A 17,290-nucleotide genomic window follows, 5' to 3' on the forward strand; every position below is an offset into this window, starting at 1 on the left:
GATAGAGTTCACAATCGATACAAACCCAACCCCGAAAGGAACACAATGTCCAACCAGTACCGCGTGCAAAACCCCGTGACCAACGAGGTCGTGGAGACCTTCGAATTCGCCACCGACCAGGAGATTCAGGACATCCTGAGCCACTCCGAGGAAGCGTTCAAGACCTGGCGCAACACCTCCTACGAGGAGCGCGCGGAGATCGTCGGCAAGGCAGCGCAGCTGCTCAAGGAGCGCGCAAACGAGCTGGCGCAGATCGCCGCCGAAGAGATGGGCAAGCCCATCCCGGAGGGCGAGTGGGAGATGAACTTCTCCGGCGACATCCTGCAGTTCTATGCCGACAACGCCGCCGAGCACTCTTCCGACAAGAAAGTCGACGTCCCGGGCGGCAAGGCTGTCGTGCGCCGCCTTCCGCTGGGCACGCTGCTCGGCATCATGCCGTGGAACTACCCGATCTACCAGATCGCGCGTTTCGCCGGCCCGAACCTGATGAACGGCAACTGCATCATCCTCAAGCACGCCGAGATCACCCCGAAGTCCGCGGCCGCCTTCGAGCAGGTGCTGAAGGACGCCGGCCTGCCCGACGGCGTGTACATCAACGTCTACGCCACCCACGAGCAGATCGAGACCATCATCGCGGACCCGCGCGTCCAGGGTGTCTCGCTCACCGGCTCTGAGCGCGCCGGCGCCAAGGTGGCGGAGACCGCGGGCAAGAACCTGAAGAAGGTCGTGCTCGAGCTCGGCGGCACCGACCCGTACGTCATCCTCGACGCCGCCGACGTCAAGGCCGCTGCCCAGGAGGCGTGGGACAAGCGCGTCCACAACGCCGGCCAGGCCTGCACCTCCAACAAGCGCATCATCGTGATGGAGGACATCTACGACCAGTTCGTGGATGAGATGGTCGCAATCGCCGAGGGCTACACGAAGGGTGACCCGTCCAACCCGGGCGAGAACGAGTACTTCCCGATGTCCTCGCGCCGCGCGGCCGAGATCCTGGACGACCAGGTCAAGCGCGCCGTCGCCCAGGGCGCGAACCTGCGCACCGGCGGCGAGATGGACGAGAACTCCGCCTACTACTCCCCGGCGGTGCTGACCGATCTGCCGGTCGGCTCCGACGTCTACTACGAGGAGTTCTTCGGCCCGGTCGCGGAGATCTACAAGGTAGCTTCCGAGGAAGAGGCCGTGGAGCTGGCCAACAACTCCTACCAGGGCCTCGGCGGCGCGGTCTTCTCCGACGACCCCGAGCGCGCCATCAAGGTCGCGGACCAGATCGACACCGGCATGATCCACGTCAACCTCGGCCAGTACTTCTCCGCAGTCCTGCCGTTCGGCGGCGTGAAGCGCTCCGGCTTCGGCCGCGAGCTGTCCGTGTTCGCGCTCGACGAGTTCGTGAACAAGCAGTACCTCTACGTCAACGACTAAGACGCTGCCTTATCGGCGCCGGGCAATCCCACCTGTTTTGCAGGTGGGATTGCCCATTGGCGTGGGTTCCTGACACATTGCGGCAGCCTCTTGCATCGACCTGGGGCGATGGGGTCCGTCTGACAGATTCCGCCGCGATGTGTCGCGGGGCGCGCGTCCCCGTCTGCCGGCCCGCCGCCAACATTCACTACAGCAACATCAGTAACAGGTAAGGTGTGTCGCGTGATCCGATTCGACCATGTGACCAAGGCGTACCCGACGTCCACGCGCCCCGCGCTCGACGACGTCACGCTCGACATCCCCGACGGTGAGTTCGTGTTCCTCATCGGCGCGTCCGGCTCCGGCAAGTCCACCTTCCTGCAGCTTTTGATCCGCGAAGAAAACGTCTCTTCGGGCGACATCTTCTTCAACGACTTCCACGTCAACGCCCTGGGCGGCAAGCAGGTGAACAAGCTGCGCCAGTCCATCGGCTACGTGTTCCAGGACTTCCGCCTGCTGCCAAACTTAAGCGTCTACGACAACGTCGCGTTCGCGCTCGAGGTCATCGGCAAGCCGAAAAACCGCATCGCCAAACTCGTTCCCGACGCGCTCGAGCTCGTCGGCCTCGGCGCCAAAGCGAACCGCATGCCGCGGGAGCTGTCCGGTGGTGAGCAGCAGCGCGTGGCTATTGCGAGAGCTTTCGTCGATAAGCCAAAGCTCATGCTTTGCGACGAACCGACGGGCAACCTCGACCCCGGCACCGCCGACGAAATCATGGCCTTGCTCGCACGCATTAACCGCATGGGGACCACAGTGGTCATGTCCACGCACAACGCGCGAGCGGTGGACGAGATGCGCAAGCGCGTGGTTGAACTGCAGCTGGGCAAGATCGTGCGCGACGAAGAAAACGGCGTGTACGGGGACGTGAGGAGGTAGCCGTGAACTGGGAGTTTATTTTCCGTGAGGGTGTCAAAGGCCTGGGCCGCAACCTCACCATGACCATCGCGCTGATCATCACCACCGCGCTGTCGCTGGTGCTGGTGGGCACCGGCGTGCTGATTTCCAAGGCCACCACGCAGACGAAGGACCTGTACCTGGACCGCGTCGAGGTGATGGTGGAGCTGGACGAGGACATCTCCGCCAACGACCAGGACTGTTCCTCGGACCGCTGCAAGCAGGTGCGCGACACCCTGCAGGCCGACGACCGCGTGGAGCAGGTGACCTTCCGCTCACGCGAGCAGTCCTACGAGCGATTCAAGGAACTGTTCCAGGAATCCGAGCCGGAGCTGGTGCGCGAGACCACCCCGGACGCCCTGCCGGCGGCGCTGCACGTGCGCCTGACGGACCCGACCGACACCTCGCCACTGGACAAAATCCGCGACATGGAGCAGGTGGAGGTCATCTCCGACCAGGCGGACACTGTGCGCTCGGCGGCCGGGACGCTGAACACCTTCCGCAACGTGGCATTCGCGGTGGCGGCGGCGCAGGCGTTGGCCGCGGTGTTCCTCATCTCCAACATGGTGCAGCTGGCGGCGTACAACCGCCGCGAGCAGATCGGCATCATGCGCATGGTGGGAGCCTCGCGCTGGTTCACCCAGGCGCCGTTCGTGCTGGAGGCGGTGCTGTCCGTGCTGATCGGCGCGGTGCTGGCCACCATCGGCGTGTGGGCCGGCAAGCAGCTCATCGTGGACCCGCTGCTGGGCGACCTCTACGCCAACCAGCTCATCGCGCGCGTGCCGGACAGCACCGTGTGGGCGGTCATGCCGCTGGTGGGCCTGGTCGCCATGGTGCTCGGCGGGCTGGCCGCACAGGTGGCGCTTCGCTCTTACGTGCGCAAGTAGTACACTTGGCGCTCTTATGTCCAAGAAGAACAAGAAGCAGAAGCTTTCCAACACCGGTGTGCTTGCCACCAACCGGAAAGCTCGCCATGACTACCACATCTTGGACACCTGGGAGTGCGGGCTGGTGCTGCAGGGCACCGAAATCAAGGCGCTGCGCGAGGGCAAGGTATCGCTGGTGGAGGCGTTTGCCACCATCGACAACGGCGAGGTCTGGCTGCGTAACATGCACATCCCGGAGTACTCCCGCGGCCACTGGACCAACCACCCGCCGCGGCGCACCCGTAAGCTGCTTTTGCACCGCCGCGAGATCGATTCGCTGGAGGGCAAGGTCCGCGACGGCAACCGCACCCTGATCCCGCTGTCGCTCTACCTCAAGGACGGCCGCGCGAAGGTCGAGCTGGGCCTTGCGCAGGGTAAGCAGGACTACGACAAGCGTCGCGACATTAAGCGCCGCACCGAGGACCGCGAGATCACCCGCGACCTGGGCCGCAAGCTCAAGGGCATCAAGGCCTAATTTCGCTACGGTGGGTGCCTATGAAGAAGGCACTGATTACTGGAGCATCCCGCGGCATCGGCCGCGCAATCGCCGAGGACCTGGGCAAGGACCACCACATTTACGCGGGTGCGTCGAAGGACGCCTCCGGCATCGTCTCCGCCCTGCCCAGCGCGGAGCCGTTCGAGGCGGATCTCACCGACACTGACGCCATCTTGGAGGCGGCTGCCAAGATCGAGGAGCTGGACGTGCTCGTCCTCGCGGCCGGCGTGATGGACGGCGGCCCGCTGGAGGAGCTCACCGACGACAAGTGGCGCGAGATGATGGAGGTCAACCTCTTCGCCCCCGTCACGCTCACCCGCGCATTGCTTCCTGCCTTGCGACGTTCCTCCGGCCTGATCATCACCATCAACTCCGGAGCCGGGTTCCACGGCATGGCCGAGAACTCCGCCTACTGCGCGTCCAAGTTCGCGCTGCGCGGCTTCACTGAGTCCCTGGCACAGGAGGAAGCCGGCAAGGTGCGCGTGACCTCCCTGCACCCGGGGCGCACCGACACCGACATGCTCGCCGGCGACGACGGCATGCCAAAGATGGCGGCTGACGAGGTAGCCAAGGCGGCGCGCCTCGCTGTCGACGCCGGCCCGGATGCCGTCGTGGAGTTCCTCCGGGTGCGTCCGGCGTTTACGTCGTAAAGCCTCTTGTGTATCTTGGGCGCGTGCGGTAAAGTTTCGTCTCCTACGTTTCTTCGTAGTTGAAGGGGTCGATTCTGGTTTCGACTTCATCTACTTAGCCAGGGGAAGCGTGCCGGTGCAGGCAGGAGACCACCGTAAGCGTCGCTGTAACTAATAAACGCAGAGAAGAACTCTCAGCGTGACTACGCCCTCGCTGCCTAAATAGAAAGGTCCAGCGACCTGCGTGTCCGTCAGGCCGGGGATGTCCCCGACCCGGTACCTGGCGTCGACTTAGGGGACTTGCCTTCCGGCTCTGTCAGTGGGGCCTTGGAAGGGACACCTTTCACTGACTGGGCCCGTCATCCGGACATGTTCGCCTGATCCGGAGGGTCGATGAGAGACAACGTGCGAACTGCGCACGGAGAAGCCCTGGCGCGGTGATGAAGGACCCGGGTTCAATTCCCGGCGGCTCCACCGAAAGCGGACGTTTTACCTGGTAGAACGTCCGCTTTTTCCGTTTCGCGGCTCAGTCTGACTCTCTGCGGGGCTGGAGACGTTTTCTTTGGGAGATCAGTTTCCGATCCGCTTCTTGAAGTGCCTCGACGAGGCTGCGGTCTGCTTCGCGGAACTCGATTTCTTTGCGCCCCTGGTCATAGAGACCGTAGCGGTCCTCGGCGAGCTTGTACGCGTCCTTGCGTGCAATGCGGCCGTGGTCGTTTAGCGGTTCGTAGTCGTTGAACTCGATGAACTGGTCTGCTTTGCTCAGCCAGTCCGACATGTGGACAACCTTGCGGCGTTCGGCTTGGTCCTGGGCATAGTTCAAGAAACCAGACACGAGGAAATTCAGCCTCTGCAGTTCATCATCCGTGAGGTAGTTCTTCGCAGTGGTTACGTCACCTTTGCGGACCACTTTGCCCTTCCAGTTGGTCAGACCGAGATTGTCAGCAGACGGGTCGCAACGCGTCGCGATGATTTCGGCTGCCGTGTTGCCAGTGATGGCGTAGTGGAGCTTGTCCTGGATCTTCGCGAACAGGCGGTGAGTGGTTTTGCTGCTGGCGTCGTAGTCATCAGCGAGGGCAATGATGTTGCGCAGCTCGAGGTAGAGTCGCGCCTCGCTGGAGCGGATATCCCGGATGCGTGCGAGGAGCTCGTCAAAATAGTCCGCGCCGAGGGGGTCTTTCAGCTTCTCGTCGTTCAGAGCGAAGCCTTTAACGAGATATTCCTTGAGGACGGTAGTTGCCCAAGTGCGGAACTGGTTGCCGCGTGGGCCACGTACGCGAAAGCCGACGGCCATAATGGTGTCGAGATTGTAATGGTCAATAGAGCGAGTGACGTTTCGATCCCCTTCAGACCGAACTGTCAAGAATTTCTTAATAGTTCGATCCCTGGTCAGCTCGTTTTCCGAGTAGATGTTTGTGAGATGCGCACTGATACTGGCGCGCGTGACGTCGAAAAGCTCTGACATTTCGGCCTGGGTCATCCAGACTGAGCCCTCAATGAGGCGTAATTGGACTTTGGTCCGTCCGTCCTCCGTGTTGTAGATGACGAACTCGCCGGTGGAGTCGGTGTGCGTCGTGAGGGGTGCGCTTGGGTCCTTCATTACGTTTTGGGTCCTTGGAGGAGAGCTTTCGGCGGTCAGTGGTAGGGGCGTCGGTAGAAACGAGGATTGTCCTTATCGGCCGTCATGGTAGTCACTGCCGCCGAGGCACAGGGCCTAGTCGATCGGGTAACCGGTGACCGGGCCCTCGGTGTTCGGCTGCCAGTCCAGCGCGGGGGCGACGTGGGTGGCGAAGTTTTCCAGGATCTTCACGTTGACGTCCACGCCCATGCCGGTGGGGATGGTGATCAGCAGGGTGTCGGCGGCCATGACGGCCGGGTCGGCCTTGAGCTGCTCGATGAGCTTGTCCGGCTCGGCGGCGTAGGTGCGGCCGAAGGTGGAAGCGCCCACGTCAGGCAGCATGCCCACCTGGTCGGAACCGGAGGCCTGCATGCCAAAGCGCTGCATGTCTGCGCCGTCGACGATGGGGAAGATGGTGCGGGACACGGACACGCGCGGGGTCCAGTCGTGGCCCGCTTCCTTCCATGCGGCGCGGTAGCGGCTGATCTGGTCCGCCTGGATTTCGCCCAGGGTCTCGGCGGTGGTCTCGGAGACCAGGGTGGACGACATCAGGTTCAGCCCATCCTTGGCGGTCTGTTCCGCCGAAGTGTGGGTGCCAGAGCCGTAGAAGATGTGCTTGCGCAGCTCGGGCGCCATGGGAAAGACCGGCAGGGCGGAGCCGGGCTGGAACATGTTGGGGTACTGGCGGTCCAAGGGCGCTGCGGTGGCGAACCCGTTGCCGTCCACCGCGGCCATGAAGGTCTTCAGGTGGGCGCGTGCCACGTCCGCGCCGTTGGGGGCTTCGCCCTTGTAACCGAAGGCCTCCCAGCCGCGCTCGGCAACCTCGGGGGCGCCGCGGGAGACACCCAGGGCCACGCGGCCGCCGGAGAGCTGATACAGGGAGGCGGCCTCTTCGGCGAGGTAGAGGGGGTTTTCGTAGCGCAGGTCGATCACGCCGGTGCCCACCTCGATGTGCTTGGTGGTGGCGGCGACTGCGCCCAGCAGCGGCATTGGGGCGGAGGCCTGGGGTACGAAGTGGTGGACGCGGAAGGACGCGTTGTTCACGCCGATCTCGTCGGCCGCCTGGGCGATCTCCAGGTGGATCTTGGCGATCTTTTCCGCGGACGGCCCGCGCTGGCCGCCGAAGGCGTAGTGCCCGAAGCTCAAGAAACCGAATGCCTTCATTGGTAAACACTCCTTTTTGGTGACGTATCAACAAGTAGGGTAGTGCTTCATCCGCAGATTGTCACGGTCTCAGGCAGGCCGCACCACATACCCCGAGCGAAAGACCCCTATTACGGCCCAAAATCGCGCATACTCAGGAGGACTTACTCGGGGTTTGTGGGGCTGAGACCAACAGGAACCTTTACGCCTGTGCAAACCGGCACCGAATAAATGGGCTTTAGCCTCCGTTGGCATGAACCGCAACGCCGTCGCAGCACTTGCCACCACGACCTTCCTGGTCGTCGGCTGCAGTGGCGCGCCCGAGGCGGAACACGTGACGGTGACCGAAACCGTGGATGCGCCGGAGGTGCCAACAACGGAGGAAGAACCGGCGAAACAGGCTGATGCTGCGGCGGCGGGGGAGGCGGAGCACGTCGATAGGCAAAGCGGCATCCCCGACGCCCCGCTGGCGTACCCGGGCGCCGGCGGCCCCGTCCCGGACAACGCGCGGCCGATCCGGACGATCAAGAGCATCGGCGATAGTCCCGTGCAGAACGCGCTGTTTGTCACCCCGTCCGGCAACATCGGCTGCATGATGAACCTAGCGGACGAGCCGATGTTCGACTGCGGCGTGAAGTCCTTCATGGAAAGCGAGCAATTCGGCATCGGTGAGCTAGGAACGCCGCGATGGATGATGGAGATCCTCGGTGGCTACCCGCGCGAGCAAACTGAGCCACCGCTTTACGACGACTCCGTGTGGCCCGCGGGCAGCGAATCCGCGGAGGTCGTGCAGTACGGCGAAGTGGTCAACCACGGACCGTTCGTGTGCGCGGTGGAGGAGACCGGCGTGACCTGCTGGGACTCTGAAAGCGGCAAGGGGGCGTGGCTGGAGCGCGACGAAGTGGTGTTTTTCTAAGCCGCCCTAGCGCTCGCTGACCGTTGAGTTAAAGCAGCGTCCAGGTTGCGTAAAAGCTTCGTAGAAGTCCTTGAGTGCCGCGAAAAGCCAGGTAGGTTGGCGTGCATGACCTCCAAGACTGTAAAGACGTTGTCCGCAGCAACTGCTCTCGCCGCCCTCGCCGGCGGCTTTTTCGGCGTAGGCACCGCCAATGCGCAGATGTCTTCCAACGGCCCGGCCGACATCGAGGGCTGGACGCAGATGGGGTGGTCTGCCTTTAGCGGCTCAGTGATTAACAAGGGTGGCTCCCACATGCTGCTGAAGAACCTGCCGGAGGGTGCGAAGCCGTTGCCGGCAGAGAAGGCGAAGGCTGCTCTGCAGGGGCCGCTGCCGGTGAAGAGCGACGCGTCGATGATGGTCACCTTCGGCCCGGACGGCAAGCTGTCCTTCTTCGACGGCTGCAATGCTGGCAGCGCCGGGTACTCCATCGACGGCAGCGGTGCCGTGAAGGTTGGGACCATCGCCGAGACGCAGCGCCTGTGCGACCCGACCAAAATGAACAAGGCGGACGAACTGAAGTCGATTCTGCGTTCGAACCCGTCGGTGTACCGCTTCGACGACGAGACCATCGCGCTCGCGGCCCAGGGCAAGGCCATCGAATTCTCCAAGGTTGCTGCAAACTAGTCGACGCCACTTGCGCCCCCGCTGCTCCCACCTGAGCAGCGGGTTTTTGGTTTTCTTGGCGCAACCATTGGGTGTGTCAAATCTATGCGCTGGGTCAACACAAGTTTGGAGTTGCGTTGAAGTTCCTTTGAGCCCCTTGTGCGTCTGGAAGTGCTCGGTAGCGTGTGGGCCATGGTTACTTCAACCAAGACCCTAAGGAAATTGTCCACAGCGACCGCAGCCGTTGCGCTCACGGGTGGCCTCCTGGGTGTCGGAACTGCCGACGCCCAGGAGCAGGCCCAGGAGCGTCCCGAAGTCTCCAGCATCGACCAGTTCGTGCAGATGAGCTCGAATCTGTTCGGTGGCCTCGGCGGCACACCCGCACCCGCACCCGCACCGGCCCCGGCGCCAGCACCGGAGAACCCGGCTGGCTCCGAGTTGATCCAGCAGATCCCGGAAGGTGCGGATCACCTCACGGATGACCGCCTCACCGCCGCGCTGGACACCACCCTGCAGGCAAAGAAGAACACCGCCATCACCTTGGACTTCCGCGAGAACGGTGTGCTCCACTTGAACGACGGCTGCAACTCCGGCACCGCCAAGTACCAGATCGACAACACCGGCGCGCTGCACCTCAGCGACTTCACTGAGACCAAGATGGCGTGCGAGCCGGGTGCGCAGAAGGACGCCGACGACCTGAAGATGGTCCTGCAGTCCAACCCGCAGCTGTTCCAGCTCGACGCGTCCACCTTGTTCCTGTCGGGCCAGGGCCACGGCATTGAGCTCCAAAAGATGCACGGCCGCGACTACCAGTAATTTCTGCCCGAGTAACGCGAAAGCCCCAGACCGCCGCTGTGGTCTGGGGCTTTGCGCTGTCCTAAGGGCGCGCCTTACACGGCCACCTCGAACGGGGCTTCGGTGGCTTCGCGGACAGACTCCACCGTCTCGCCCGGGGCAACCTCTGTCAGGGTCAAGCCCTGCTTCTCGTCCACAGTGAACACGGCCAGGTTGGTGATGATCTGGTCCACGCACTTCGCGCCCGTCAGCGGCAGGCGGCACTCCGGCAGAACCTTCGAGGCGCCCTTCTTGGTGGTGTGCTCCATGAGCAGGATGACCTTCTTGGCGCCGTGCACCAGGTCCATCGCGCCGCCCATGCCCTTGACCATCTTGCCCGGGATCATCCAGTTGGCCAGGTCGCCGTACTGGGAGACCTCCATGGCGCCGAGCACGGCGACGTCGATGGCGCGGGAGCGGATCATGCCAAACGACGTCGAGGAGCCGAAGAAGGACCCGCCCGGCGCCACCGTGATGGTTTCCTTGCCGGCGTTAATCAGCTCCGGGTCGACGGCGTCGTCGGTGGGGTAGGGGCCCACGCCGAGGATGCCGTTTTCGGAGTGGAGCACCACCTCCACGTCCTTGGGCAGGTAGCCCGGGATGAGGGTGGGCATGCCGATACCCAGGTTGACGTACTGGCCGTTTTCCAGCTCCTGGGCTGCACGCGCGGCCATTTCTTGCCTGGTCCAAGCCATTATTCGCTCACCGTCCTAAATTCGATTCCGGTCTCCTGCGGGCCGACCTCGACAACGCGGTCGACGTAGATGCCGGGCAGGTTCACCTCGGCCGCGGGGATCTCGTCCACCACTTCCTCCGCCTGCACGATGGTGATCTTGCCGGCCACGGCCGCGTCCGGGTTGAAGTTCTGCGCGGTCTTGGAGAAGACGAGGTTGCCAAAGCGGTCCGCCTTGTGTGCGTGCACGAACGCGAAGTCCGGGGTTAGCGCCGTTTCCATGACGTACTGCTCGCCGTTGAACTCGCGCAGTTCCTTCGGGCGGGAGTACTCGGCGATGGTGCCATCCGGGTTGTAGCGGGTGGGGATTTCGCCGGTTGCCAGAGGGGTGCCCACGCCGGCTTTGGTGTAGAACGCGGGGATGCCCGCGCCGCCGGCGCGCATGCGTTCTGCCAGGGTGCCCTGCGGGGTGAACTCGACGGTGAGTTCACCTTCTAGGTACTGGCGCGCGTACTCCTTGTTCGTGCCCAGGTAGGAGCCGATGGAGCGGGAGATCCGCTTGTCCCCCAGTAGTAGGCCGAGTCCGAAGCCGTCGGTGCCCAGGTTGTTGGAAATGATCGTGAGATCGCCGGCGCCTTGGGCGCGCAGGGCGTCGATGAGCCGGGCGGGGATGCCCACCAGCCCGAAGCCGCCCACGGCGATGGAGGCGCCATCCGGGATGTCGGCGACCGCCTCCTCCGCTGAAGAAACCACCTTGTTAATCATGTGTGCATGGTAACTGTTGTTCGGTTACTGCACAAGGGTTCACAAAGCGAACCTGTATCGGCTAGGATCACACCCATGTCTGGTAGTGACGTGCAACTCGTACAGAGCCTCTCCCGGGGCTTGGCGGTCATCCGCGCGTTCAGCGGTGCCCGCCCGCGCCAAACGCTCGCCCAGGTTGCGGAATCAACTGGCCTGCCGCGGGCGACGGTGCGCAGGTTCCTGCACACGCTCGTCGCAGAGGGGTACGCCTCCAGCGACGGCACGGTCTTCTGGCTCACCCCGAAGACACTTGAGCTGGGCTTTTCCTACCTGTCCAGCCTGGGTCTTCCGGCGATCGCGCAGCCGCATCTCGACGGCTTGTCGCGCTCGCTCAACGAGTCGTGCTCGCTGACCGTCCTCGACGGCCCCGACGTCGTGTACGTCGCCCGCGCCGCCGCGGACCGCATCATGAGCGTCAACATCACCATCGGCACGCGCTTTCCCGCTTACGCGACGTCGATGGGCCGCGTGCTGCTCGCCGACCTCCCGTCCGCGCAGTTGGACGCCTACCTCGCGGACACCGCGCTCGAGCCCATCACCCCCGAGACGGTCACCAGCAAAGATGCGCTCAAGCAATTGCTTATCGACGTCCAAAGGCAGGGCTACTGCATCGTCGACCAAGAACTCGAGCTGGGCCTGCGTTCCGTGGCGTGCCCGGTCCGCGGCAACGACGGCAAGGTCGTGGCCGCGGTGAATCTGTCGGCCCATGCTGGGGCGGTGGGGCACCGGGAGGTCGTCGATAGGCTGCTGCCCCCGCTGCAGGCAACGGCCAGCGCGATCGAGCGTGACCTGCAAACAACCACTCTGAAGGAGAAATCATGAGCGACCCGAAAGATATTGTCATCTGCAACCCCAAACGCACCGCGGTGGGGCGCTACGGCGGCGCATTCGTCGGCGTGCCGGTGCAGGAGCTGGCCGCGACCGTGGTCAAGGCCGTGATCGAGGATGCCGGGATCTCCGGCGAGGTGATTGACGACATCATCCTTGGCCAGGCCTCGCCCAACGGCGCCGCACCCGCGCTGGGGCGCGTCGTCGGGCTCGACGCTGAACTGGGCGTGGAGGTGCCCGGCATGCAGCTGGACCGCCGCTGCGGCTCCGGCCTGCAAGCGATCGCAACGGCGGCGGCGCACGTGGCCGCCGGTGCTGCCGACCTGATTGTCGCCGGCGGCGCGGAATCCATGTCCAACACCGAGTACACCGTGGACGGCAAGATCCGCTGGGGCGCGAAGGGCGGGACCATGGAGCTGAAGGACCGGCTTCAGGAAGGCCGCGAGCAGGCCGGCGGCAAGCACCACCCGATCCCGGGCGGGATGATCGAGACCGCGGAGAACCTGCGCGAGGAGTACTCCATCGAGCGCGAACGCCAGGACAAGCTGGCGGTGGCGTCGCACGCGCGCGCAGCGGCGGCGCAGAAGGCCGGCGATTTCGACGCGGAGATCGTGCCGGTGTCGGTGCCGCAGCGCAAGGGTGACCCGGTGGTGGTGGACAAGGACGAGCACATTCGCCCCGGCACCTCCGAGGAGTCACTGGCGAAGCTGCGGCCGGTGATGGGCAAGTCCCTGGAGGGTGCCACGGTGACCGCCGGCAACGCCTCGGGACAGAACGACGGCGCCGCCGCGATGATCGTGACCACCCGCGACAAGGCCGAAGAGCTGGGCCTGGCCCCCTACGCTGTCCTGCGCGGCTGGGCCGTGGCGGGGGTTGCGCCGGAGACTATGGGCATCGGGCCTGTCGACGCCACGAAGAAGGTGTTCGACCGCCTCGGCCTGACCTTCGACGACATCGACCTGATCGAGCTGAACGAGGCGTTTGCCGCTCAGGCGCTCGCTGTGCTGGACGCGTGGGGGATCTCCGAGGACGACCCGCGCTTGAACCCGGTGGGATCCGGCATCTCGCTGGGTCACCCGGTGGGTGCGACCGGCGCGCGCATGGTGGTCACCGCCGCGCATCGGATGCGCCGCACCGACGCCGAGCGCGCGCTGGTGACCATGTGCATCGGTGGTGGTCAAGGTCTCGCTGCGGTGATCGAGAAGGCTTAGGGGAAGGCCGGGTTTGGCACCTAAGTTTGGTTAGCCTAAGGTGGGTCAGGTAACCCTAACCTTATGAACCGAATGGAAGGACGACCGTGACCCGTTTCTCGCGTACCTCTCTCATCGCCCTCGCGGCCGCCGGCGCCCTCACGCTGGGCGCGTGCTCCACCTCCGAGACTGAAACCGGCACGGACTCTGAGTCCGCCGCTGGTTCGGAAACGGCGACGACCGGAGGGGCGTCGACAAGCAATGATGCTTCCGACGGTACTGTGACCGTCACCGACAACTACGGCGAGAAGACTGTGCCCAGCCCGCCGAAGCGCGTGGTCGCCCTGGATAACCGCTCTTTTGAGCTGCTGGATTCCTGGGGGATTAAGCCGGTCGCCGCGGCGCGTCAGCTTGTGCCCAACTCGATTCCGGGCATCGCGGACGACGAGGACATCATCGACATCGGCAATCACCGCGAGCCGAACCTGGAGGCCATCGTCGCCGCCGATCCGGACGTGATCGTCTCCGGTCAGCGCTTCGAGCAGTTCGACCAGGACATTGAAAAGCTGGTTCCGGACGCCACGCTGCTGGACTTCGAGCCGCGCGACGGCGAGCCGTTCGACCGCGAGCTGATCCGCCAGACCCTGGAGCTGGGCGACGTCTTTGGTAAGCAGGCCGAGGCTGAGCGGGCCGTTCAGGAATTCACCGAGGCTGTCCAGCGCGCCCGCAACGCCTACGATCCGGAACAGAAGGTCATGGCGCTGAACGTCTCCGGCGGCGAGATCGGCTACGTCGCCCCGGGCGTGGGCCGCGTGTGGGGCCCGCTGTTCGACCTGATCGGCTTCACCCCGGCGCTCGAGGTGGCTAACGCCTCCGACGACCACCAGGGCGACGACATCTCCGTCGAGGCCATCGCTGGCGCCAACCCGGACTGGCTGCTTGTGCTGGACCGCGACGCAGGCGTGAAGTCCATCACCGACTCCCCGGAGGCGCTGTCCGTGATCAACGACTCCGCGCCGCTGAAGAACGTCACCGCGGTCAAGGAAGGCCACGTCTACGTCGCCCCGGCGGACACCTACACCAACGAGTCCATCTACACCTACACTGAGATCCTCAACCAGATCTCCGAGCAGCTCGAGGCAGGCAAGTAGTCTGTCTTCGATGACTGACACAACGACCACCACCCGCCCCAAGCTTCTGGACTGGAAGCTCGGGGCGGGTGTCGTCCTTGTTCTAGCCCTGCTTACCGCGTCGCTGATGGTGGGGCAGTACGACATCCTGGGCACCGAGGACGGCTGGGAAATGTTCCGCGCCACCCGCGTGCCGCGCACAATCGCGCTGGTGCTCGCCGGCGCAGCGATGGCGATGAGCGGGCTGATTATGCAGATGCTCACCCAGAACCGCTTCGTCGAACCCACCACCACCGGCACCACCGAGTGGGCCGGGCTGGGGCTGCTCGCGTCGTTTCTGCTGTTCCCGGACGGTTCCGTGATGACGCGCATGCTGTTCGCCGTCGGCGCCGCCTTCATCGGCACCATGGTGTTTTTCGCGTTCCTGCGGCGCGTCACACTGCGCTCCAGCCTGGTGGTGCCCATCGTGGGCATCATGCTCGGCGCCGTGGTCAGCGCCGTGTCCACCTTCATCGCGCTGCAGACTGACCTGCTGCAGTCCCTCGGCGTCTGGTTCGCCGGCTCGTTCACCAGCGTGATCGCCGGCCAGTACGAGATCCTCTGGGTCGTGCTGCTCGTGGTCGTCGCCGTGTTCTTCTACGCCGATCGCCTCACCGCCGCCGGCCTGGGCGAAGACATCGCTACCAACATCGGCCTGAACTACAACCGCATCGTGCTTGTGGGCACCAGCCTCGTCGCGGTGGCCACCGGTGTGGTCACGGTTGTCGTGGGCAACCTGCCGTTCCTCGGGCTCATCGTCCCCAACATCGTGAGCATGCTGCGTGGCGACGACCTCCGGTCCAACCTGCCCTGGGTCTGCCTCACCGGCATCGGCGTGGTCACGCTGTGCGACCTGCTCGGCCGCATCGTCATCGCCCCGTTTGAGATGCCTGTGTCCGTGATCCTCGGCGTGGTCGGCGCCGCCGTCTTCATCGCCCTGATTGTGAAGAGGAGCCGGAATGCGTGAGGTAATGCGCGAGGTCGGGGCGTTCCAAACGTCGAAAAGCAAACGGCGCTACTGGCTCGTTGTAGGCGCGCTGGTGGTGGCCGCGCTGCTGTTCACCGCAGGCCTGCTGTCGTGGGGAAACCCCATGGAGTTCGGCACCCGCGGCTACTGGCTGATCGCGGAGCGCCGCATGAACTCCGTCATTGCGATGGCGGTGGTGGCGGTCTGCCAGGCCGTGGCGACAGTGGCGTTCCAGACGGTGACCAACAACCGCATCATCACCCCGTCCATCATGGGGTTCGAGTCGCTGTACGTGGCCATTCACACCTCAACCGTGTACTTCCTCGGCGCCGCGGGTCTGAATAACGCCCGCACGCTGGAGATGTTCGTGGTCCAGCTCGTGCTCATGGTGGGGCTGAGTTTGATCCTGTACACGTGGCTGCTCGCCGGCGACAACCCGAACATGCACGCCATGCTGCTCGTCGGCATCGTGCTCGGCGGGGGACTGGGCAGCGTGTCGACGTTCATGCAGCGTCTGCTCACGCCCAGCGAGTTCGACCTGCTCACCGCCCGGCTGTTCGGCTCCGTGAACAACGCGGACCCGGCCTACTACCCGCTGGCCGTGCCGCTGGTGCTGGTGGCCGCCGGGTTGATGTTTATGAACTCGCGACGCCTCAACGTGCTCAGCCTGGGCCGCGACGTCGCCGTGAACTTGGGCGTGAACCACAAGAAGCACGCGGTGTACACCCTCGTGCTGGTCTCGGTGCTGATGGCGGTGTCCACCGCGCTGGTCGGACCGATGACCTTCCTCGGGTTCCTGGTGGCCACACTTGCGTACCAGTTCGCGGACACCTACGACCACCGCTACGTGTTCCCCATGGCTGCGCTGCTCGGCTACTGCATCCTGGCGGGCGCGTACTTCATCATGAACCACATCTTCTACGCCCAGGGCGTCGTTTCCATCATCATCGAGCTGGTCGGCGGCCTGACGTTCCTCATCGTCGTCCTACGGAAGGGGAGACTGTGATCGAGCTCAACGATGTGAGCAAGGCCTACGGCGACGACACCGCCATCGGGCCGGTCTCACTGCAAATCCCGGCCGGCGGCATCACCGCTTTGGTGGGGCCGAACGGCGCCGGCAAGTCGACGCTTCTGACCATGATCGGCAGACTCTTGGCGCTGGATTCCGGCTCCGTGCACATCGGGCAGATGGACGTTACCTCCTCCAACCCGAAGGACCTGGCCAAAGTGGTTTCGATCCTGCGGCAGGAAAACCACTTTGTCACCCGCCTGACCGTGCGCCAGCTCGTCGGATTCGGCCGCTTCCCGTACTCGGGCGGGCGCCTGACGGAGGAGGATGAGGAGATCATCTCCCGTTACATCGACTTCTTCGGCCTGCGCGAACTCGAGCACCGTTACCTCGACCAGCTTTCCGGTGGTCAGCGCCAGCGCGCATACGTCGCCATGGTGCTTTGCCAGGAGACCGACTACGTGCTTCTCGACGAGCCCCTGAACAACCTGGACATCTCCCACTCCGTGGAAATGATGCAGCACCTGCACTCCGCGGCCCGCGAATTCGGCCGCACCATCGTGATCGTGCTGCACGACATCAACTTCGCGGCCCGCTACGCCGACTACATCTGCGCAGCGAAGGACGGACAGGTCTTCGCCTTCGGCACCGTGGAGGAGATCATGCGCGACGACTTGCTTACCGAGATCTTCAATACCCCGGTGCAAGTGATCGATGGCCCGCATGGGCCGATCGCCGCGTACCACTAAAAGGCCGGCTGCGCTGCTGATTTGTGTGCTTTTTGGCTTCGTGGTTATATATCCATCCGTTGCTTCCGAGCGGTTCGGCCGGTTGGAGGGAATGGTTTAAGTGCATAGGGGTTACGTTCTGGTTAACCGGGGTTTAACGTGAGTTTGACTTTTGGTTGGTTGGTTGTGTAGCTTCTAACGAAGCCGCTTTTTCCGGCTGGGATCGTGTTGGGTTCTGGTTGGCAGGTGTGCTGGTGTTGTTTGAGAACTCGATAGTGTGCCAATGTACTTTTGTTGCGTGGGTGTGTTTGCCTGCCTCGTTTTGTGCACTGTGTGGTGTGTGCCCTGTTGTGGGTGTGTGCCGGT

General features: G+C 64.1%; 19 protein-coding genes and 1 other RNA gene. 15 read left to right on the forward strand and 5 right to left on the reverse strand.

Annotated elements, in window-relative coordinates; all coding sequences use genetic code 11:
* The first annotated feature begins 45 nt into the window (after nt 1-45).
* From MHX64_RS10480 to ssrA, 6 genes are all read left to right on the forward strand, one after another.
* Entirely contained in the window at nt 46-1,419 is a 1,374-nt protein-coding gene (locus MHX64_RS10480) for an NAD-dependent succinate-semialdehyde dehydrogenase (protein ID WP_239357330.1), read from the forward strand.
* Nucleotides 1,420-1,641: 222 nt separating this feature from the next.
* Nucleotides 1,642-2,334 carry a cell division ATP-binding protein FtsE gene (gene ftsE / locus MHX64_RS10485; protein WP_239357331.1) on the forward strand — a complete coding sequence of 231 codons (693 nt, stop codon included), beginning with the start codon at nt 1,642-1,644 and terminating at the stop codon, nt 2,332-2,334.
* A gap of 2 nt (nt 2,335-2,336) precedes the next feature.
* The gene (gene ftsX, locus MHX64_RS10490) at nt 2,337-3,239 is read left to right on the forward strand and encodes a permease-like cell division protein FtsX (RefSeq protein WP_239357332.1); all 903 of its coding nucleotides are present in this window, start codon (nt 2,337-2,339) and stop codon (nt 3,237-3,239) included.
* A gap of 16 nt (nt 3,240-3,255) precedes the next feature.
* Nucleotides 3,256-3,753, forward strand: a complete 498-nt coding sequence (gene smpB, locus MHX64_RS10495; protein WP_063937186.1) for an SsrA-binding protein SmpB — start codon at nt 3,256-3,258, stop codon at nt 3,751-3,753.
* A gap of 20 nt (nt 3,754-3,773) precedes the next feature.
* A complete protein-coding gene (locus MHX64_RS10500) occupies nt 3,774-4,424 on the forward strand; it encodes an SDR family oxidoreductase (protein WP_239357333.1) in 651 nt (216 codons plus the stop codon).
* A 64-nt stretch (nt 4,425-4,488) separates the two neighbouring features.
* Nucleotides 4,489-4,880: a transfer-messenger RNA gene (ssrA, locus tag MHX64_RS10505) on the forward strand.
* A 49-nt stretch (nt 4,881-4,929) separates the two neighbouring features.
* On the opposite strand, the gene rhuM is transcribed toward ssrA, so the two are convergent.
* Together rhuM and MHX64_RS10515 are read right to left on the reverse strand one after the other, a co-directional pair.
* Nucleotides 4,930-6,003 carry a RhuM family protein gene (gene rhuM / locus MHX64_RS10510; protein WP_239357334.1) on the reverse strand — a complete coding sequence of 358 codons (1,074 nt, stop codon included), beginning with the start codon at nt 6,001-6,003 and terminating at the stop codon, nt 4,930-4,932.
* Nucleotides 6,004-6,117: 114 nt separating this feature from the next.
* The gene (locus MHX64_RS10515) at nt 6,118-7,185 is read right to left on the reverse strand and encodes an LLM class flavin-dependent oxidoreductase (RefSeq protein WP_239357336.1); all 1,068 of its coding nucleotides are present in this window, start codon (nt 7,183-7,185) and stop codon (nt 6,118-6,120) included.
* A gap of 232 nt (nt 7,186-7,417) precedes the next feature.
* Here MHX64_RS10515 and MHX64_RS10520 point away from each other — a divergent pair, with 232 nt between their 5' ends.
* From MHX64_RS10520 to MHX64_RS10530, 3 genes are all read left to right on the forward strand, one after another.
* A complete protein-coding gene (locus tag MHX64_RS10520; RefSeq protein ID WP_239357339.1) occupies nt 7,418-8,080 on the forward strand; it encodes a hypothetical protein in 663 nt (220 codons plus the stop codon).
* Nucleotides 8,081-8,185: 105 nt separating this feature from the next.
* Nucleotides 8,186-8,743 (forward strand): META domain-containing protein, encoded by a 558-nt coding sequence (locus MHX64_RS10525; protein WP_239357341.1) that lies wholly within the window; start codon nt 8,186-8,188, stop codon nt 8,741-8,743.
* Nucleotides 8,744-8,914: 171 nt separating this feature from the next.
* Nucleotides 8,915-9,538 (forward strand): META domain-containing protein, encoded by a 624-nt coding sequence (locus tag MHX64_RS10530; protein ID WP_239357342.1) that lies wholly within the window; start codon nt 8,915-8,917, stop codon nt 9,536-9,538.
* 74 nt (nt 9,539-9,612) lie between these two features.
* Here MHX64_RS10530 and MHX64_RS10535 read toward each other — a convergent pair whose 3' ends face one another.
* Together MHX64_RS10535 and MHX64_RS10540 are read right to left on the reverse strand one after the other, a co-directional pair.
* The gene (locus MHX64_RS10535) at nt 9,613-10,251 is read right to left on the reverse strand and encodes a CoA transferase subunit B (RefSeq protein WP_181890015.1); all 639 of its coding nucleotides are present in this window, start codon (nt 10,249-10,251) and stop codon (nt 9,613-9,615) included.
* On the reverse strand, nt 10,251-10,994 hold the full coding sequence (locus tag MHX64_RS10540) for a CoA transferase subunit A (protein ID WP_239357343.1): 744 nt from the start codon (nt 10,992-10,994) through the stop codon (nt 10,251-10,253). Before MHX64_RS10540 ends, MHX64_RS10535 begins: the two co-directional genes overlap by 1 nt.
* A gap of 75 nt (nt 10,995-11,069) precedes the next feature.
* On the opposite strand from MHX64_RS10540, the gene MHX64_RS10545 reads away from it, so the two are divergent.
* The 6 genes from MHX64_RS10545 (at nt 11,070) to MHX64_RS10570 (ending at nt 16,945) form a co-directional block, all read left to right on the forward strand.
* Nucleotides 11,070-11,855, forward strand: coding sequence for an IclR family transcriptional regulator C-terminal domain-containing protein (locus MHX64_RS10545; protein ID WP_239357344.1), 786 nt, complete (start codon nt 11,070-11,072; stop codon nt 11,853-11,855).
* Nucleotides 11,852-13,072 carry an acetyl-CoA C-acetyltransferase gene (locus tag MHX64_RS10550; RefSeq protein ID WP_239357345.1) on the forward strand — a complete coding sequence of 407 codons (1,221 nt, stop codon included), beginning with the start codon at nt 11,852-11,854 and terminating at the stop codon, nt 13,070-13,072. Before MHX64_RS10545 ends, MHX64_RS10550 begins: the two co-directional genes overlap by 4 nt.
* Nucleotides 13,073-13,158: 86 nt before the next feature.
* A complete protein-coding gene (locus tag MHX64_RS10555; protein WP_239357346.1) occupies nt 13,159-14,202 on the forward strand; it encodes an ABC transporter substrate-binding protein in 1,044 nt (347 codons plus the stop codon).
* A gap of 10 nt (nt 14,203-14,212) precedes the next feature.
* Nucleotides 14,213-15,187, forward strand: a complete 975-nt coding sequence (locus MHX64_RS10560; RefSeq protein ID WP_239357347.1) for an ABC transporter permease — start codon at nt 14,213-14,215, stop codon at nt 15,185-15,187.
* Nucleotides 15,180-16,193 carry an iron chelate uptake ABC transporter family permease subunit gene (locus tag MHX64_RS10565; protein WP_239357348.1) on the forward strand — a complete coding sequence of 338 codons (1,014 nt, stop codon included), beginning with the start codon at nt 15,180-15,182 and terminating at the stop codon, nt 16,191-16,193. Before MHX64_RS10560 ends, MHX64_RS10565 begins: the two co-directional genes overlap by 8 nt.
* Nucleotides 16,190-16,945 (forward strand): ATP-binding cassette domain-containing protein, encoded by a 756-nt coding sequence (locus MHX64_RS10570; RefSeq protein ID WP_239357349.1) that lies wholly within the window; start codon nt 16,190-16,192, stop codon nt 16,943-16,945. Before MHX64_RS10565 ends, MHX64_RS10570 begins: the two co-directional genes overlap by 4 nt.
* A 133-nt stretch (nt 16,946-17,078) precedes the next feature.
* Here the strand turns inward: MHX64_RS10570 and MHX64_RS10575 are convergent.
* Nucleotides 17,079-17,290, reverse strand: a 212-nt coding sequence (locus tag MHX64_RS10575) for a hypothetical protein (RefSeq protein WP_239357351.1), incomplete at its 5' end; no start/stop codon positions are given.

The sequence above is a fragment of the Corynebacterium sp. ACRPZ genome, from assembly GCF_022346205.1.
GTDB lineage: Bacteria > Actinomycetota > Actinomycetes > Mycobacteriales > Mycobacteriaceae > Corynebacterium > Corynebacterium lehmanniae.

What these genes read in the sequence shown, in the direction of transcription:
- smpB (WP_063937186.1), top strand. Translation starts at nt 3,256, where the DNA reads ATGTCCAAGAAGAACAAGAAGCAGAAGCTTTCCAACACCGGTGTGCTT.
- MHX64_RS10525 (WP_239357341.1), top strand. Translation starts at nt 8,186, where the DNA reads ATGACCTCCAAGACTGTAAAGACGTTGTCCGCAGCAACTGCTCTCGCC.
- MHX64_RS10565 (WP_239357348.1), top strand. Translation starts at nt 15,180, where the DNA reads ATGCGTGAGGTAATGCGCGAGGTCGGGGCGTTCCAAACGTCGAAAAGC.
- rhuM (WP_239357334.1), bottom strand. Translation starts at nt 6,003, where the DNA reads ATGAAGGACCCAAGCGCACCCCTCACGACGCACACCGACTCCACCGGC.
- MHX64_RS10480 (WP_239357330.1), top strand. Translation starts at nt 46, where the DNA reads ATGTCCAACCAGTACCGCGTGCAAAACCCCGTGACCAACGAGGTCGTG.
- MHX64_RS10530 (WP_239357342.1), top strand. Translation starts at nt 8,915, where the DNA reads ATGGTTACTTCAACCAAGACCCTAAGGAAATTGTCCACAGCGACCGCA.
- MHX64_RS10560 (WP_239357347.1), top strand. Translation starts at nt 14,213, where the DNA reads ATGACTGACACAACGACCACCACCCGCCCCAAGCTTCTGGACTGGAAG.
- MHX64_RS10515 (WP_239357336.1), bottom strand. Translation starts at nt 7,185, where the DNA reads ATGAAGGCATTCGGTTTCTTGAGCTTCGGGCACTACGCCTTCGGCGGC.
- MHX64_RS10500 (WP_239357333.1), top strand. Translation starts at nt 3,774, where the DNA reads ATGAAGAAGGCACTGATTACTGGAGCATCCCGCGGCATCGGCCGCGCA.
- MHX64_RS10550 (WP_239357345.1), top strand. Translation starts at nt 11,852, where the DNA reads ATGAGCGACCCGAAAGATATTGTCATCTGCAACCCCAAACGCACCGCG.
- MHX64_RS10520 (WP_239357339.1), top strand. Translation starts at nt 7,418, where the DNA reads ATGAACCGCAACGCCGTCGCAGCACTTGCCACCACGACCTTCCTGGTC.
- MHX64_RS10545 (WP_239357344.1), top strand. Translation starts at nt 11,070, where the DNA reads ATGTCTGGTAGTGACGTGCAACTCGTACAGAGCCTCTCCCGGGGCTTG.
- MHX64_RS10540 (WP_239357343.1), bottom strand. Translation starts at nt 10,994, where the DNA reads ATGATTAACAAGGTGGTTTCTTCAGCGGAGGAGGCGGTCGCCGACATC.
- MHX64_RS10535 (WP_181890015.1), bottom strand. Translation starts at nt 10,251, where the DNA reads ATGGCTTGGACCAGGCAAGAAATGGCCGCGCGTGCAGCCCAGGAGCTG.